The organism is Gilliamella sp. ESL0441 (genome assembly GCF_019469185.1).
Taxonomy (GTDB): domain Bacteria; phylum Pseudomonadota; class Gammaproteobacteria; order Enterobacterales; family Orbaceae; genus Gilliamella.
This window is the reverse complement of sequence record NZ_CP048264.1, coordinates 34,911-50,423: the sequence shown is the minus strand read 5'-3', so window position 1 is coordinate 50,423 and position 15,513 is coordinate 34,911. Positions and strand designations below refer to the sequence as shown.

General features: G+C 33.3%; 9 protein-coding genes. All 9 read right to left on the bottom strand.

Annotated features, from left to right (window positions below):
* Positions 1 to 77: 77 nt before the first annotated feature.
* Positions 78 to 1,547, bottom strand: a complete 1,470-nt coding sequence (locus tag GYM75_RS00225) for a hypothetical protein (RefSeq protein ID WP_220216235.1) — start codon at positions 1,545 to 1,547, stop codon at positions 78 to 80.
* Between the two features lie 92 nt (positions 1,548 to 1,639).
* Positions 1,640 to 2,581 (bottom strand): hypothetical protein, encoded by a 942-nt coding sequence (locus tag GYM75_RS00220; protein WP_220216234.1) that lies wholly within the window; start codon positions 2,579 to 2,581, stop codon positions 1,640 to 1,642.
* Positions 2,582 to 2,602: 21 nt separating this feature from the next.
* Entirely contained in the window at positions 2,603 to 3,736 is a 1,134-nt protein-coding gene (locus tag GYM75_RS00215; protein WP_220216233.1) for a peptidoglycan-binding protein, read from the bottom strand.
* A 99-nt stretch (positions 3,737 to 3,835) separates the two neighbouring features.
* Positions 3,836 to 5,263, bottom strand: coding sequence for a hypothetical protein (locus tag GYM75_RS00210; RefSeq protein WP_220216232.1), 1,428 nt, complete (start codon positions 5,261 to 5,263; stop codon positions 3,836 to 3,838).
* Positions 5,264 to 5,279: 16 nt separating this feature from the next.
* Positions 5,280 to 6,698 carry a hypothetical protein gene (locus GYM75_RS00205; protein ID WP_220216231.1) on the bottom strand — a complete coding sequence of 473 codons (1,419 nt, stop codon included), beginning with the start codon at positions 6,696 to 6,698 and terminating at the stop codon, positions 5,280 to 5,282.
* A gap of 4 nt (positions 6,699 to 6,702) precedes the next feature.
* The gene (locus GYM75_RS00200; protein WP_220216230.1) at positions 6,703 to 10,290 is read right to left on the bottom strand and encodes a peptidoglycan-binding protein; all 3,588 of its coding nucleotides are present in this window, start codon (positions 10,288 to 10,290) and stop codon (positions 6,703 to 6,705) included.
* 12 nt (positions 10,291 to 10,302) lie between these two features.
* A complete protein-coding gene (locus tag GYM75_RS00195) occupies positions 10,303 to 12,798 on the bottom strand; it encodes a type VI secretion system Vgr family protein (RefSeq protein WP_220216229.1) in 2,496 nt (831 codons plus the stop codon).
* 411 nt (positions 12,799 to 13,209) lie between these two features.
* On the bottom strand, positions 13,210 to 14,391 hold the full coding sequence (locus GYM75_RS00190) for a serine hydrolase (protein WP_220216228.1): 1,182 nt from the start codon (positions 14,389 to 14,391) through the stop codon (positions 13,210 to 13,212).
* Between the two features lie 14 nt (positions 14,392 to 14,405).
* Positions 14,406 to 15,512, bottom strand: a complete 1,107-nt coding sequence (mrdB, locus tag GYM75_RS00185; RefSeq protein WP_220216227.1) for a peptidoglycan glycosyltransferase MrdB — start codon at positions 15,510 to 15,512, stop codon at positions 14,406 to 14,408.
* Between the last annotated feature and the right edge of the window lies 1 nt (position 15,513).

The window sequence follows — 15,513 nt, the reverse complement described above, 5'->3', positions numbered from 1 at the left end:
CTTTTTGACTTGTTTTTACCTTTTAATATGACAAAACCGCATAAACTTTTAATAAGAAAATCTTTATTACATTAATCCTAATTCATTTCTTGATAGGTTAATTCACTTTCTGTAGGCTGTCTGTAGGCTGCGAAATAATTTTCACCCACAATAAAGAGTATTTCGTTCATATAAATCGCTTTATTTCCATTGAGTAGATATTTAGCTAATGGCGATTTGTCGATATTGTTAAATGTGATATATTCCAACTCGTCACTAATATCTATATTAAATTCTTTAAAATTCTCGACTTGCTGTTGATAAAGTTTTTCATTACCAAATAACTGTTTTGACTTCGCTTTACCAATGGTGAATGAATAAGCTTGTTGATAATTAACACAAAGCTTTTTATCAGCAGGATTTAAGGTTAGTGTGACATCATCAAGTTCATCGAATGTAATTTGCTTAAATCGCATATAATTATTTGCTTGTTGACTAGTTAGTAAAAGGCTTTTTGTTGAATGTGTTTTGTTATCTTTAACCGCTAATTCACTGTAGCAATTTGACGTAACAGGTAACTCTTGAAACTTCCCTTCTTTTGTCACTTGAAAATGTTGTACTTCTATTGTTTCATCTTCAAAACGTTGGCGACGCTCAATAAAATAGTTTTTATCAATATTGTAATAAATAAATCCGATTGGCAAATCACCTGTTGCAGAATTTTCTCTTGTCATACCGATTCGAGAAGATAATATAATTTTATCTAAAAAATTAAATTGTTTAGAGAAAAGGTGAAGATAAACTATTTTCTCTTCATTCTCTTGTGTACCACTGATTAAAATAGGATTTATTACATTATTTATTGTTGGTAATTTTATTCCATTCAAATTAGTTAAGTAATTATTTAACTGTTCATATAAACTATTGTCATCAAATAATTTTAAATAGTGTAGATAACTTCTTGATATATTTTGAGGATAATTGTGATAATTCCCATCCTTAATAAAATCTGTTGAGCTTTGAGAATTAATTGGTAAATCTAATGCGGGAAATTTATTAGCTAATGTTAGAAATGAATTTTTGTCTTTAGGTTTTAAAAAAGACGCAACTAAAGATTCATTTATAATTAACAACTGTTCTTTGCCTAAAATCAATCTGCCTTTTGGTAATAATAATTTAGCTAAATTACTGTCTAAAACATCCTCAAATTGTAAATAATTTATCTCCCCTGTTGGTAAAATAAATTCGTTGATGATTGGTTTTTCTATTAGGTCTTTTGTCAGTAATTGGGATATATCCGATGTCTGACGTACACTAACATTATATTGATCATCATTAATATAAATGATGTTATTAACTAATTTAACTCTAAAATTGTTTAAATAATCAAAGTTATAATTATTTTTGTTCATTTGGTTATAATTTTCAACATATTCATCTAAAATCCAGTAAGGTTGCTCAATATCTTTAGCATGAACATTAGAAAAATTAAAGAAAACACATAATAACCATATGATTCTTATTAACATTATATTTTTTTTAATTAAAGAAAGATAAAACCCATGCATATTATTAGTTCCTCTAATTTTTAACCAACACTCTTCAATATTTATTATTTAGGTTTTCATATTCAGCAACAATCATTGACTTATCATTGAATTTATTTAACCTTAACAAAGGTTCCTTGATCATTAATTTTATAGTTAGTCTTATGAATTAATTTAGAGGGTTTATTATAAACATGCTCTGTTTCAGAAATTGTTATAAGAAAGTCTTTATCTATTTCATATTCAATCCATACTACACCATCTTCTAATTCACTCTCTTCACCTAATTCTAATCTATCAATTATATCTAAACTATCAGTAAGGCTTATTATGGACAATTTGGGAGACCCTGCTCTATTACTTGAAAATAACAATATTAATCTGATATTTTTGTATTCTGTCAGTTTAATTGCCTGAAGATCTTCATCATTAATTACTCCTTTGAAAAAATAATTTAACTCATCAGGTATAGGTAAAAAACCATCATTTTCTTCAGGAGGCCAATAACGATTGGCTAAAGGTAGTTTAGCTGTATTTAATTTGTTATATAATTTTGTAAACTCTTTATTAATCTGTTGTTTATCCTTAAAAGTCATAATAAACTCATCATTACTAAATAAAAACAGATAACCTGAAATAATTACTAATGATTTGTTCAAATTATATAGCTTAGGCAAAGTTAATAACGTAAAATATTGGCTTTCTGAAAGGTTATTTGTTAATTTTAGACGATTTAATTCTCCTAGTAGTAATCTCTGGGCTATTGGTGATAAATCATTAGTTGTTCTTTGTATTCCAATTACATTACTTTCATTTATAATTAATTTATTATTGGAGCTTTTAAGAAATATTTCTTTTGATTTATTCATTGATTTTAATAATTTTTCAATTTGAATTGTATGATCAGACATATAATCAATATTGACTAATTGCCATTCTATACTATTTGATTCTGCTGAAATATTTTGATTGTTTTTTATTTGACTAGCACCTACCACTAACGAAAAAAAGCATCCAAAACATAAAACGACAAAACTGTTTAATATTTTTCGCATTATTCTCCCCTATAATTTATATCATTTAACTTCTTTCTTTATAATTGTGATTAATTTTTCTCCATTCAAAATGGTCGCATTAGTACAAAAGTATTCATCTAATAAGTATTGTTTTTCAAATGATCTAACATCCATATGAATCCAACTATAGGTAAATCCAGATATAGAGTTGCCTTTAGAATCCAAACCTATTGGCTCTGTCGTAAAAAGATTTTTATCTTTCCAATCGTCTTGTGAATTAAGATAAGTTTTAAAAAAGTTATCACGAATATATATTAAGGGCTCAATATTTTTTTTATTTTTACCAGCAATAGCCCAATTTTCTTTGTAAAATTGAATATCTATCGCTTTTCCTCTATGATTTGTAGTTATTTTCCCTTCTGAATGCTGGCTACAACGATAACCTGATGAAATTAATCTAAATTTATAAACATCTTGTCTACCTAAATAAAAACTTAATCCACACAATCCAAATAACAATGATCTATGTATACCTGGATATTCATAAGTATTAGACCTTTCTGGCGAAGTATTTTTTCCTAACCCATTTCCAAATCCACTACATTTATTAGGACTACATTTACATTTCAGTTGTGACCATACATTTGCACTAATAGCATATTCCTCTTGAAACTTATCAATCGCTTCAATTACTGGAATATCAACAACTCCCGTTTCTTCAACTTTCATATAATCACGTTGAAACTGTTTAATCATGTTTTCTGTTCTTTCCGTAAACTCATCAGTCGGAACATTGCCACCAAAACCGGCAAGACGAATATTGATTTCTCGAATTATTTCATCTTTATCGCCTTTTCTAAAAAGAACATCGTTTCCTACAAAATAATCCACCATTGCTACTGGGTGAATAAACCAAGCTTTGCCGTCTGTTGATAGGTTGGTTGGTTTTGGGGTGTTGGTATCCGTTTGGCTACCACTTTCGGTTTGGGATGCTTGAGCTTTGGCGACTTCTTTCCACCATAACGATGGCTTTATGCGTTGTTCTTTTTCTACTTGCCAGTTTGTTTTAACAAGCTTGTTTTCTTTGGCTATACATAGTTCATCCAATTCTTTTGTTATGAAAATTTTTTGCTGTCGCCTTTTTTCTTCAAAATTTTCTTCGCTCATTCCATTTATGTTGCCTTTCTTCCACATTTTATTTAGCTTAACACTTAATTAATCGCATCTTCTTTTATTGTTTAATTAACTCTTTTTGACTTGTTTTTACCTTTTAATAGGTAAATATTTATTACTTTAATCATCATCCACCATTTCTTGATAGGTTAATTCAGTTTCTGTAGGTTGCCTGTAGGCTGCGAGATAATTTTCACCCACAATAAAGAGCATTTCGTTCATATAAATCGCTTTATTTCCATTTAGTAGATATTTAGCTAATGGTGATTTGTCGATATTGTCAAATGTGATATATTCCAACTCGTTACTAATATCTATATTAAATTTTTTAAAATTTTCGACTTGTTGTTGATAAATTTTTTCGTTACCAAATAACTGTTTTGATTTCGCTTTACCAAAGGTGAATGAATAGGCTTGTTGATAATTAACACAAAGCTTTTTATCAGCAGGATTTAAGGTTAGTGTGATATCATAAAGTTCAATGAATTTGTTACTTTCAAAGCGCATATAATTATTTGCTTGTTTATCGGTTAGTAAAAGGCTTTTTGTTGAATGTGTTTTGTTATCTTTAACCGCTAATTCACTGTAGCAATTTGACGTGACAGGTAACTCTTGAAACTTCCCTTCTTTTGTCACTTGAAAATGTTGTACTTCTATTGTTTCATCTTCAAAACGTTGGCGACGCTCAATAAAATAGTTTTTGTCAATGGTAAAATAATGATAACCAACCGTGTAACCGCTACCGCCTGGACCGCCTCGAGTTGTAGTCCGATAACCAAATAACACCAGTTTATCTAGAACCTTATAATCATTAGAAAACAGATATAAATAGGAATCAATATCACCACTATCCCAACCTACATCAATTAATATTGGATTTATAATCGGTGAAATAGAAGGATACTTTGCTCCGGATATATCTGTTGCAAACCAAGGAAGATCTAAAAAATTTTTAAAATGAATGGATAACGGTTTTAATACGTGGTCTCGATATAGCACAAAAGCATCGTTTGCATTAAACGGAACATTGATTGTGGCTAACGGAGGAACTTGTTTAATAAATTCTTTTTCAAAATAAGGTCTTGAATAAAATACCGGCTTACCATTTTTTCCAAACAAAACCAGCATATCATCCAATAATAAGGCCTGCCGATTTTGTGTTACATACTGTTTTAATAGGCTATTATCAATATTTTTATCAAATTGAAGATAAGTAATATTATCTTTTAATTTAATATTATAATTATACTCTAATAATGCTTGCCGCTCTTTTAAAGAAAAATATGTTTTTTCTATATTATTGCTTACAAAAAAATCTTCTGCAGGCATCGTATTACGTTTAATCAAAAACGACTGATTATTAAAATAAAATTTATTACCACGTAATTTTATATCAAAATCAATCGTTGTTTCATCTACCAATGTATCACTAATACCATAAATAATTCCCCAATTATCTGGCGCTTTTTTTTCATCAGCTATCGCTGATGATACGATTAAATTTAATAATAGAGAAAATAATACAAAATAGTAATTACTTTGTTGCATATTGTTAACCTTAATCCTAATTCATTTCTTGATAGGTTAATTCAGTTTCTGTAGGCTGCCTGTAGGCTGCGAGATAATCTTCACCCACAATAAAGAGCATTTCGTTCATATAAATCGCTTTATTTCCATTTAGTAGAAATTTAGCTAATGGTGATTTGTCGATATTGTCAAATACGATATATTCCAACTCGTCACTAATATCTATATTAAATTCTTTAAAATTCTCGACTTGCTGTTGATAAAGTTTTTCATTACCAAATAACTGTTTTGACTTCGCTTTACCAAAGGTGAATGAATAGGCTTGTTGATAATTAACACAAACCTTTTTATCAGCAGGATTTAAGGTTAGTGTGATATCATCAAGTTCATCGAATGTAATTTTCTTAAAGCGCATATAATTATTTGCTTGTTTATTAGTTAGTAAAAGGCTTTTTGTTGAATGTGTTTTGTTATCTTTAACCGCTAATTCACTGTAGCAATTTGAAGTGACAGGTAATTCTTGAAACTTCCCTTCTTTTGTCACTTGAAAATGTTGTACTTCTATTGTTTCATCTTCAAAACGTTGGCGACGCTCAATAAAATAGTTTTTGTCTATGGTAAAATAACGATAACCAACAGGTTGTCCATCACCACCTGGACCGCCTCGAGTTGTAGTCCGATAATCAAATAACACCAGTTTATCTAGAACCTTATAATCATTAGAAAACAGATATAAATATGAATCCGTCTCACCACTATCCCAACCTACATCAATAAATATTGGATTTATAGTAGGTGAAATAGAAGGATACTTTGCTCCGGATATATCTGTTGCAAACCAAGGAATATCTAAAAAATTTTTAAAATGAATGGATAACGGTTTTAATACATCATCTCGATATAGCACAAAAGCATCGTTTGCATTAAACGGAACATTGATTGTGGGTAACTCAGGGATTTGTTGAATAAATTCTTTTTCAAAATAAGGTTTTGAATAAAATACTGGTTTACCGTTTTTTCCAAACAGAAGCAACATATCATCCAATAATAAGGCCTGCCGATTTTGTGTTACATACTGTTTTAATAGGCTATTATCAATATTTTTATCAAATTGAAGATAAGTAATATTATCTTTTAATTTAATATTATAATTATATTCTAATAATGCTTGCTGTTTTTTTAAAGCAAAATATGTTTTTTCTATATTATTGCTTACAAAAAAATCTTCTGCAGGCATCGTATTACGTTTAATCAAAAACGACTGATTATTGAAATAAAATTTATTACCACGTAATTTTATATCAAAATCAATCGTTGTTTCATTTACTAATGAATCACTAATATCATAAATAATTCCCCAATTATCTGGCGCTTTTTTTTCATCAGCTATCGCTGATGATACGATTAAATTTAATAATAGAGAAAATAATACAAAATAGTAATTACTTTGTTGCATATTGTTAACCTTTATTAGTGATTAATGTTTGCATTGATATGCCATTGACTTGTTCAACGCTTTGAGCAAAGTATTCATCTTTCAAATAAACTAATTCAAAACTTCTGACATCAAAATGTACCCATGTTGGTGCTACAGCTTTATCTGTAGATATTTTTACTCGATTTCCTGGCTCTAAAGAAACAAAATTTGGGGTAGCCCATCTGTAATGAGCATCGCAATACTTAATCATCACTTCTCTTGCATCATCACATAAATTAGCTGTTGTGATTTTTGAATTATTGTAAACCATATGAATATCTAGCGCTTTTCCCATATGATTCGTGGTTTGTCTGTCATTATGAAATTTATTATCCCTCCAACAGCGGTATCCGGATTCAACTTTTTCAATTTCCATATTTCGTTGATCAAAGTGTGCTAAATAAAATTTCCAGGCTCTTAATACCCAAAATAACGTTCTATGTAATCCGGGATATTCATATTTTCTTTTCTTTTCTTTAGGATCTTCCTTCTGTTTTTGCTCAGAATACCTCCCAAGCCCAAATCCTCCACATGCTTTAATCTCAACTTTTTTTAAATCGTATGTTGAACATTTACACTTAGCTTGAGCAAAATATGTTTCTATTGGATATTCCTCTTGAAACTTATCAATCGCTTCAATTACTTCCATATCAACAACACCCGTTTCTTCAACTTTCATATAATCACGTTGAAACTGTTTGATCATGTTTTCTGTTCTTTCTGTAAACTCATCAGTCGGAACATTGCCACCAAAACCGGCAAGACGGATATTGATTTCTCGAATTATTTCATCTTTATTGCCTTTTCTAAAAAGAACATCGTTTCCTACAAAATAATCCACCATTGCTACTGGGTGAATAAACCAAGCTTTGCCGTCTGTTGATAGGTTGGTTGGTTTTGGGGTGTTGGTATCCGTTTGGCTACCACTTTCGGTTTGGGATGCTTGTGCTTTGGCGACTTCTTTCCACCATAACGATGGCTTTATGCGTTGTTCTTTTTCAATTTGCCAGTTTGTTTTAATAAGCTTGTACTCTTCTTCTAATTTTTCAAAAGCAAATTTTCGCTCATGCGCTTTGGTTATACCTAATACATCTAACGATTTGGATATAAGCGCTTTCTTTTCTTCTTTTTCTCCTTCAAACTGGTCATCTATTTCATTCCATTTGGTTAGCGCTTCATCCGCATACCATTCACTTTCATATTTTACTAACAGGTGCCCAATCTGTTCTGCTGTCCAACTTGTCCGTAATGCAGCTTTTAGATACTCTTTGGTCAATGGTGGTAATGATTTTTTTCCTTGCACTGAATATAGCGAGGATTCAGTGATAACTCGATGTAATTCTGACATTAATGGAGTATAGTCGGCTAAATCCAGTGTTGCAGCTTTATTCTTGCTTAGCTTTTTAGATAACTTGCCTACCGTTGCTTTTTCTTCGACGGTATTAAAACCAGCCCAATGCCATGGCGTGACGAGTTTTATATGTGGTTGAGCATCTTTTTTAGTATTAATCCAACCTTGTATCGGTATGCCTTGCTCATTTCCTGCCTGAATATACATCCAAACTGAATCCGTATCAGTATCATTTACTGCTACCATGCTTTCATCGACTGAGGATGCATTTAGGGATACTGTGCGCGGATAATATACTGTATTGTAGATTGTCGCTAATTTTAGATTTTCGGATGATATCGGGAATTCTTTCCAATAATCTATCTTACTATTAAGTTGCCCATCTTGCCCATGCAAATGGAGTACGTCTTTCGATGCTATCCAAAAATGATTATCCTCAACGCAAAAACGTATATTAGGCCAAAACTTGTAGCGTTCAAGCTCAAAAGGGTTATCCTTAATAGGAGGCGGGAGTTCACATATTAGTTCAACTTCATCTGGAATATCCTCTTCTTTTAATTGAGGATAGGTATATTGGTAAATTATTATTAAGTTCTTTTTTTCTTCACTTCTTAAACGATACTTTACGACTTCATTATCGTTTTTAGAACGATTTCTATTTATCGTTTCAATAACATTAAAAATATTATTATCGAAAGAAAATTTCTTTTTGCTCCACACAACTCTAGAGGAATCAAAAGTCAGTGGTGACGTATTTAGCGTATATTCAAGTTTAACTTTTACATAGTGATAATGCGCATTACCAATGAACTTTACCGTCAAACCTTTATATAAAAATCCATCGGGTTTTGAAGCTTGAATTAAATTTGCCCCTTTTTCAACTAAAATGATCGTTTTTTCTCGATCGGGTAACTTGTCAGCTAAGGCTTGTGTTTTATTAATAAACGCGGGCAAATCTTCACAGGTGAATAATTCAATGTGTACTAATGGCGGTAAATCATAATCTGATGGGCGTTTCATTGTTGATAATGGTGATTTTATCGCTTCATCAAAACGTTGGCTTTGGCTGACGTTATTACCTATATAACCAATAAAATCACCCTTTTCAATCGGAACTGGCTGTTTTAATACCACAACTTCATCTAATTTTTCTGGTTTTAGCGCTGTTAACGTCAACGAGGATAATTTGACATAGCCTTTATGAGTTGAATCTTGGCTACCATTTTCAACTTTTAAGCTAGAAGGGATAACACAACCACTAATTTTTTTAATTTTGGCATAGCCATTTTCATGACTATCAAATTCAAACGTAGCCGTTTTAGGTAAATACGTTAATTTTTGTTTATCATTAGCCGATTCATATACCGTTATACCTTTGACCTCTGTTTCAGGTTTACCTATCTTTTTATTATCTTCCCGACAGATTTCATAGTCTTTGTTGGCATCTGCTGTTTTTCCTGTTGGTCGATCTGATGCCGTTTTACCGATATCCTGATACCAAACATAACCTTCTATATCCCCCAATTCAGTTTTAAATCCGCTTGAAGTCACTAAGGTACCTTGAGTGATTGATACAATCTTATACCAACCCGGTTGCCCTTTTTTTTGCTCGCCTAACCGGATTTTACTGCCTTTTAGCAATAAACCGACTACTTCCGTTTTGCTTCCTTTTTTTCTTATTACACTACCTTTAATTACTTCTGCTTTTTCTTCGTTAACTTTACCTGCAGCTGCTTGCCAATAATTTGGATAGATTACAAAATTACTATTTTCTTTTTGTTTTTGCTGATATCCATACCAATCAAGCTGATGCATATATAAACTGTATAAAGTTATTGCTGGTGGAGCCTCGGTTGAATCAGGAATTTTAGGCATTTGTAAATAATGACGAACTAATGTAAAACTCCTTGAAAAATAGGCTACTTTTTGTGTTTTTGTAATGCCTTCTTGTTCCTCATTATCTTTGTACACAATTTTAGGATATACATCATCAATACGATAGGCAATAACTTCACCATTTGCCATACACCATAGTTTGTCATCATTACCTATTTTATTTAATACAGGCTCATCGATATGAATGCCACCATGCCATATTCCATCTTCACTAAATGGAAAAAAGCCACTCTCTGCTTCAGATAATCCTTTATAACAAGCATCTTGACTGATTTGCTCTTTACAAATAGGAAGAATAAAGTTAGTTATTGTTTTTATTGTCATTGTTTTATTTCCTTAATCCGAAAAACCTTTTGAGTTAAACGTAATAAATTTTTTCAGTAATAACTCAAGTTCTTTATTATTGTTAGTCAATTTAGCGGATAAATCATTACTCGCCGGGCCCATTTTTTGCATCGCATTACATTTTAGATAGATATTATCTGATGTACCCAGCTCTATCCCTTTGCTGCTAATTTTGATATATGACCCTCCGCAGATTAAGGTCAGTTGTTTACTGGCCGTTACAGTCAACTCGCCATCTACACTGTCAATTTTGATATCGTCTTTAGCCGCTATATTCAGGTTCGCATCCTGTGCCTGTACATCAATATCTCCCTGATTGGCAAAAAGCTTCATCCCCGATTTATGGGCAAATAATCCTATCGCCTCGCCCGAAGACACTGTGATATTTTTTAACGCCGTTATATCTGTCTGCTTTTCAGCTACTACCGAAAAGCTGTTGCCCGTTGATAATTGAATATTTTCCGGACTGGTTAATGCTATCCCTTCCTGAGCATAGGCTAAAATTCCACTCTGACTTAATGCCGTTAGATTTGTTTTTAGCTTGTCCTGACTCTCCGTATCGGCTCCGTGGGCTTCTGATTGGCTTGCCGCATCCTGTAACGCTTTGGCTATCGACAGTGCATTTTCTAACTGCGCTATTGCACCTTGCATGTCCAGCTGTTTGCCTTGCGCTTTCGGCGTTGTTTGTGTGGTCAGGTATAACCCTTTTTCTGCGGCTATAGCACCCCATTCATCGGTACGAAGCTCAAAACCTTCACCCCGACCTTCTTTATTTCGGTTAACTAAGTGACCTATATTTAACTGGGTTTTGCCGTATTCAGTCGCCAGCTTGATATGCTCCTGACCCCGTTTGTCATCCATCCGCAATTTGTTGTTGGCCGGCGTGCGAATTACATTTCGATGTTTATTTATCGTGCTCACCGGGTCTGGATGTGCGCTGTCATGCATCGCATGAGCGATATAAGGTCTGTCCGGATTGCCGTCCATAAACGCAATCGCAACTTCTGTACCGTCAATTAATGGAAAGTGAAATCCATAATTGCTTCCCGCATACGGTCTTGCCAGTCTAACCCATAAACTCTCTTCACCTTTTTTCCACTCTTTCAAGTCGAAATTAAATTTAACCCGATAGCGTCCATAGGCATCAATATAACCGTATGTATCATTGTCCGGACTGGTCACCCGTGCCGGCAATGTCCCCCCGACTTGTGGCCACGCTATCGGAGCCGGACGGTAAGGTTTTAATACCTCATAAGCAATTGCCGTAAAGCTCAGTTCATACGCTTCTGAGCGACTGCCTTGTCCCTCGACACTTAATATGATGATGCCTTCTTCAACATCTACCAGCGGATTTTGATTTATACAGACATGTTGACCCGGAACAAGGTTATAACTGTTGGTTTTTCCTCGAATGATTATTTTTTTACTGATTGCATGCTCATGGCGGATACGCGCATACCATTTACCACTTTCTGTAATGTCACTTTCGCTACCGCCATTATCGTTTGACTCTACGTCATTTTCGGTATCTTCATTCTGAGTATTACCATTCCCCACGCCTGCATCCAGTCGTTTATAGTGCTCTCCATAACGATAGTCCGTTCCGTAAGTGGTCATGTCATTGGGTTGGGTGTTTTCTTCTCCCAGTAAATTTTCCTTCGCTTCCCGGTAATTATAATCCTGTACGATAACCGATGATTCCACCAGTTGACTGTGCAGTGTGATATCCCACACACTCTCCATTCCTCCGTCCTGCAAATTACTCGGTAAGTTATAATCAAGATTTGCAACCTGTTTGAAACCTTGTTCATAATCACTGATTATCAGCACATCACAATCGTGCTCGTTGTGACTTTCAAATCGAAACCAGATGCCTACATCTGCCATCAATCTTTGGATAAATTCCAGGTCGCTTTCCTGCCATTGCGTGATAAACTCCCTTAACGGGTATTGCTCTTTCAGCTCCAGCCGATAATCGACGCCACTAAATTCATGGCTTCTGAGTACCTCTTCTATCACACTGACAACATTTTGATTTTGAAATATTGCATTATTTCGGTTGAGTCCCAGTCTCGCTAATCTTGGCGTTAACACAATCTGATAATGCGCTTCGTCTTTATTAACCGATAATTGACTGAAATGGGTGATAATGCCATAAATTTTTCGGGATTCACCCTCCGGCAAAAAATCACCTAAGGCACGTATCGCTGCACTTAATGCATCGTTTGCTATCGGATTAAATGAAAATGATGCTGATTTGTTGAGAAAACTCTCAACAGATAATGATTTATCTATACTGGTAAATGTGATGGTATAGTGCCAGAGCTGGCTTAACTGCTCCTGACCTTCCACTGAAAAAACCGAAATAGGCGAATCAAGTTCATCGACTGTCAAAGTATAACGATTGTGGCTTGTTATATTAGAAGTTAATCCGTTTATTAAATCTGTACCAATTTTATTGGCAAGATTGGTTAATTTTTTAGACAAATTTTACTCCTTTCCCTTCCTTATTTTTCAGACTTTAAGCATTTTATTTATATTTTTCAATGCTTTTCTTAAATATTGTTTTATTAGAAATCGTTTTATCAGGTAGAAATTACTAATCAGCTTTCAATAAACTATCTCTTAATATTGATCAATATTGTGATTTTTATAACCTAATATTTTTATTTTAAATTATCAATTACGATAATCATAACTGTTTTACAAGTTACCTAATTTTATCGGTCTTTACAAGTTTTTTATAAACATCTGAAAAATAGATTTTATTTAGGTTGAGGTTAAAAAAAGAAAGAAGGGAATAAAATTTTTTTTAGAATAGCGATGATGGGCTAGATTAAAAATATTAAAAGAGAATTGTTTTGCAAGCTATGCTTGCAAAACTTTCACAATAAAAAATTAGTTAAATAGCTTATATACCTGCAACTCAATCCAATCCCATAATCCACCAAAGAATCCTGTTTCTGCAACATTTTGTAATGCAACTAAAGGTTGCTCATTGATGACTTTTCCATCTAACATGAATTGTATTTTACCAACAGTTGTTCCTTTAGCTATTGGGGCATAAATATAATTAGTTATTGAATATTGAACTTGAATATCCGCAGAGCGCCCTTTTGGAACCGTGACATAGGCCCCGTCAATGGCACCTAATTGAATTTTATTTTCTTCTCCATACCAAATTGATTTGGTCACTAACGGCGTATTCTCTTTTATTGGATTAGCTGTTTCAAAAAAACGGAAACCCCAAACCAGTAATTTCTTACTTTCTTCTTCGCGCCCTTTGTAAGTTCGTCCACCTAAAACAGCCGAAATTAAACGTGTATTACCATCTACTGCTGAAGCGACTAAATTATAACCAGCCGCACTGGTATGGCCAGTTTTAATCCCATCGACATTTAATGTTTTATCCCAAAGTAAGCCATTACGATTCATTTGTGGTTTAGAAAGATTATAAGTAAATTCTTTTTCTTTATAGATCGCATATTCATCAGGTAAATCACGAATCAGTGCACGACCTAATAACACCATATCTTTAGCGGTAGTATATTGTCCCGGTGCATCAAGTCCATGTACGGTTTCGAAATGAGTATGTCCCAAGCCTATTTTTTTAGCATAGTCATTCATTAAATTTACAAAGGCACCTTGGCTACCTGCAATATGTTCAGCCATTGCAATACAAGCATCATTGCCAGATTGTATAATTATTCCTTTATTAAGATCTGACACAGATACAGTCTTACCCACTTCCAAAAACATTAATGAAGATCCTTTTAGTGTAGGATTTCCCATAGCCCAAGCATCTTTACTGACCACAACCATATCATCATTTTTGATGCGACCTGTTTGTAAAGCTTGACCAACTACATAGCTGGTCATCATTTTGGTAAGACTTGCAGGGTCACGTTGTTGTTCAGCGTTATATTCCGCTAAAATTTCGCCTGATTTAGCATCCATTAAAATATAAGATTCAGCATTTAATTGGGGAATAGCTGGAATAGGAAAAGGCATCTCAGCAGATGCGGATGAACAAATTGCGAGCATAAAAATAGTAAAAGATAATTTAAATTTCTTTTTCATTTAATTGAATTCCGTTAAATATTTTTAGATAACATGTATCGATGTGTGTGAATAGACATCATAATGCCAAAACTTGCCATTAGAACGACTAAAGATGAGCCACCATAACTTATTAAAGGTAATGGTACACCAACTACAGGTAAGATTCCACTCACCATACCAATATTAATAAACACATAAACAAAGAATACTAATACCAATCCACCAGACAGAATTCTGCCAAATGTAGTTTGTGCTTGTGCGGCAATAATAAGACCACGCACAATTAAACATAAAAATAGGACTAATAAAATAACGTTACCTATAAAGCCAAACTCCTCAGCAATCACTGAGAAAATAAAGTCAGTGTGTCTTTCTGGTAAAAACTCAAGTTGAGATTGAGTGCCTTCAAGCCATCCTTTACCCCATATTCCCCCTGAGCCAATTGCAGTTTTTGATTGGATAATATGATAACCTGCGCCGTTAGGATCGCGCTCTGGATTAAACAGAGTTAAAACTCTTTCCCTTTGATAATCATGCATTAAAAAGAACCACATGATAGGAAGAAAAGCAGCAATTAAGATTATGGCAACAATAATAAATCGCCAATCAATACCAGCCAAAAAGATGATAAAAATTCCTGACATCACGATTAAAATCGCTGTACCTAAATCCGGTTGCATTGCAACAAGTAAAGTTGGCACACCAATAATAGCCAAGGTTTGTAAAGTGGTTTTTAAAGGTGGGGGACAGCCATCACGATGAATAAATTTAGCAACCATGAGTGGTACGGCAATTTTAGCTATCTCTGAAGGTTGAAAACGTAAAATACCCAAATCTAACCATCTTTGCGCACCTTTGCTAGTATAACCAAAAATGTCGACGAGCAATAAAATAATAATACAAACGATGTATAGATACGGAGCCCATTTTTCATAAGTTCGAGGTGAGAATTGCGCAAAAAAAATCATCACAAAAAAGCCAAGCAGTATTTGAATAGTACGTTTTTGCATCATGTCTAAGCTTTGTCCGCTTGCACTCCAGAGGATATAAAGGCTATAACCAAGTAACAAAGTTATAAATAACAAAAAAAGCGGATCGATATGTATTTTTTGCCAAAAAGATTTTTTGATATTATTCATG